Source organism: Salipiger sp. HF18, assembly GCF_011806505.1.
GTDB classification, from domain to species: domain Bacteria; phylum Pseudomonadota; class Alphaproteobacteria; order Rhodobacterales; family Rhodobacteraceae; genus Salipiger; species Salipiger thiooxidans.
In genome coordinates this window covers 1-3,060 of sequence record NZ_JAATOS010000477.1, presented here as the reverse complement: position 1 = coordinate 3,060, position 3,060 = coordinate 1, and the positions used below count along the sequence as shown (strand labels likewise).

Annotated in this window: 3 protein-coding genes; all 3 read left to right on the top strand. The window is 68.2% G+C overall.

The window, feature by feature from the left end:
* A partial coding sequence (locus HC022_RS22715) for a hypothetical protein (protein ID WP_167453918.1) occupies positions 1 to 186 on the top strand: 186 nt, incomplete at its 5' end.
* A complete protein-coding gene (locus HC022_RS22710) occupies positions 183 to 1,781 on the top strand; it encodes a hydantoinase B/oxoprolinase family protein (protein WP_167453917.1) in 1,599 nt (532 codons plus the stop codon). The genes HC022_RS22715 and HC022_RS22710, both read left to right, overlap by 4 nt.
* 85 nt (positions 1,782 to 1,866) lie before the next feature.
* A partial coding sequence (locus tag HC022_RS22705) for an ABC transporter substrate-binding protein (RefSeq protein WP_167453916.1) occupies positions 1,867 to 3,060 on the top strand: 1,194 nt, incomplete at its 3' end.

The following is a 3,060-nucleotide window of genomic DNA, read 5'->3' as shown; positions in this document are numbered from 1 at the left end:
GTCTGGTACCCCGAGACCGGCGCCTTCACCGAAACGACGCTCTACGCCCGCGACCGGCTGGCGCCCGGCAACGTCTTCCAGGGCCCCGCGATCGTCGAGCAGATGGACACCACCACGCTCATCCCGCCGGGGGTCACGGCTCGCGTGGACACCATCGACAACCTCATCCTGGAGCTGAGCGCATGACCGGCCAAACCACCAATCACGCACTCGACCCGATCACCGTCGAGGTCATCGGCGCCGCTCTCTCCTCGATCGTGGAGGAGACCGGCGAGGCTCTCGTCCGCGCCTCCTACTCGACCAACATCAAGGAACGCCGCGATTGTTCTACGGCGCTCTTCGATCGGCACGGCCAGACGCTGTGCCAGGCCGAGCACATCCCGATCCACCTCGGCAGCTTCCTCGACTTCATCCCGATGCTGCTGAAGGATCACAACCCCGAGGACATGCGCCCCGGCGATGTCTTCGTGGGCAACGACGCCTACCGCGGCGGCGGCACCCACCTGCCCGACATCGTGCTTGCCGAGCCGATCTTCGTCGAGGGCGAGCTGGTGGCGTGGACCGTGAACCTCGCCCACCACTCGGACTTCGTCGACCGGGCCCACGCCCACATCTCCCAGGAAGGCCTGCGCATCCCGCCGATCCGTCTCTACAAGGCGGGCGAGGTGCAGAAGGACGTGCAGGAGCTCATCCTCCTGAACTGCCAGGTCCCGCGCGAGCGCCTGTCGGACCTGCGCGCCCAGATGGCGGCGAACCGCGTCGGCGTCATGCGCTTCCAGGAGCTCTGTGCCCGCCACGGTGTCGACACGGTGCTGGCCTCGGGCGAGGCGCTGCTGGATTACGCCGAGCGCAAGATGCGCGCCGGCATTGCCGCCCTGCCCGACGGCAGCTGGCGCTTCGAGGACGTCTTCGACAACCTCGACTTCGACGAGCCGATCCCCTTCGCCGTGACCGTGACCGTCGCGGGCGATGAGATGACGCTCGACTTCGAAGCGCCCGAGCAGATCCGCGCGCCGATCAACATGACCCGCACCGCGCTGCTGGCCACCACCTACTATATCGTCAAGTCGGTCATCGACCCGACGGTACTGCCGAACGCAGGCCTCGCGCGGCCGCTCAACGTGAAGGCGCCCAAGGGCTCGATCCTGAACTGCAAGCACCCCGCCGCGGTGAACGGCCGGGTGCAGACCTGCCAGCGCGTCGCCGACCTCATCCTCGGCGCGCTCGCCCAGGCGGTGCCCGAGCGCGTCTCGGCCTGCACCAACTCGGCCTGCTCGGTCGCGGTGTTCTCGGGCACCCGCCAGACCGGCCCCGACGCCGGCACCTACTGGGTCTATCTCGAGACCATCGGCGGCGGCGGCGGTGCCCGCCCGACCGCGGACGGGCTCGACGGCATCCACGTGCACGCCACCAACACCTCGAACCTCCCCGTCGAGGCGCTCGAGGGCGAATACCCCCTGATCCTCGAGCGTTACGAGCTCGTCGACGGCTCTGCGGGCGTCGGCAAGCACCGCGGCGGCATGGGTCTGCGCCGGGTCTACCGGGCGACCGAGGACTGCATGGTCCACGTCGACGTGTCGCGCAACAAGTCGCGGTCCTGGGGTCTTCAGGGCGGCGGCGAAGGCGGCCACGGCAGCTATGTCACCAGCCCCGACTGCGCCCCCTTCGAGCGCGGCTATGGCACCCTGCGCGCCGGCGAATGGCTCGAGGTCATCACCCCCGGCGGTGGCGGCTACGGCACGCCCGAGGAATGCAGCCAGGCGCCCCTCGCCGCCGAATGAACCACCCCGATCCCGCATCGGACCAAACGCATCAGAACCCAAGGGCCGGAAAGAGCTCGCAACAACCGACAAGGAGACTGTCACAATGACCACCAAGATGAACCGTCGCGGCTTTCTCGCCACCACCGGCGCCGCTGCCGGTGCCCTCGGCTTCCTCGGCAAGGCCGCCTTCGCGCAGGATGGCGGCACGCTCCGCTTCGGCCTCTCGGCCTACCCGCCGAGCTTCGACGTCTGGGCCTCGAACGGCACCGCTGCCGGCACCATCAAGCTGATGTGCCACCGCGGCCTGCTGAGCTACGACAAGGACGGCGTCATGCAGGGCGAGCTGGCGGAAAGCTGGGACGTGGGCGAGGACGGCACCTGGACCTTCAAGCTGCGTGACGCCAACTGGCACGACGGCACCCCGGTGACCGCCGCCGACGTGGCCTGGACAGTGACCGAGGCGCAGAAAGCGGACTCGGCGGCCTACCTGCAGGGTCAGCTCGCCACCATCACCTCGATCGAGACCCCGGACGAGAAGACCGTCGTGATGAAGACCGACGGACCGCAGGCCGTGCTGCCGAACTGGTTCGCGCATTACAACATGTCGATCATGAAGTCCGGCTCCGAGCGCGACAGCATGATGGGCGCGGGCCCGTTCAAGCTCGTGTCGACCGACCGCGGCGTGTCGCTCTCGCTCGAGGCAAACACCGACTACTACAAGGAAGGCATGCCCAAGGTCGCGGGCGTCGAGGCCATCGTCTACGCCGACGAGAACCTGCGCGTCGCGGCGCTCGAGGCCGGTGACGTGGACGTCGTGGAATACGTGCCGTGGCAGGCCATGGCGCAGGTCGGCGACAACGACTCGCTGCAGCTCGACACCACCTTCGGTCCGTTCATGTACCTGACCTTCAACGGCAGCAAGCCGCCGTTCGACAACCCGCTGGTCCGCCGCGCCGTCGGCCACGCCATCAAGCGCGAGGACATCGCCGCCGCCGCCTTCTACGAGCGCGGCGCACCGCTTGAGCACCTGCCGATCGCCGATGCCTCGGAGTTCTACAACGCCGATCTCGCGAACTCGTGGAACTACGACCCGGACAAGGCCATGGCACTGCTCGCCGAGGCCGGCTACCCGGACGGCTTCGACTGCACCATGCTGTCGACCGCGCAATACGGCATGCACCAGTCCACCGCCGAGGTCTGCCAGGCCTACCTGTCGATGGTCGGCATCAACGTGACCCTCGACCTGCCGGAATGGTCGACCCGCATCAAGAAGGGCAACGAGGGCAGCTACGACCTG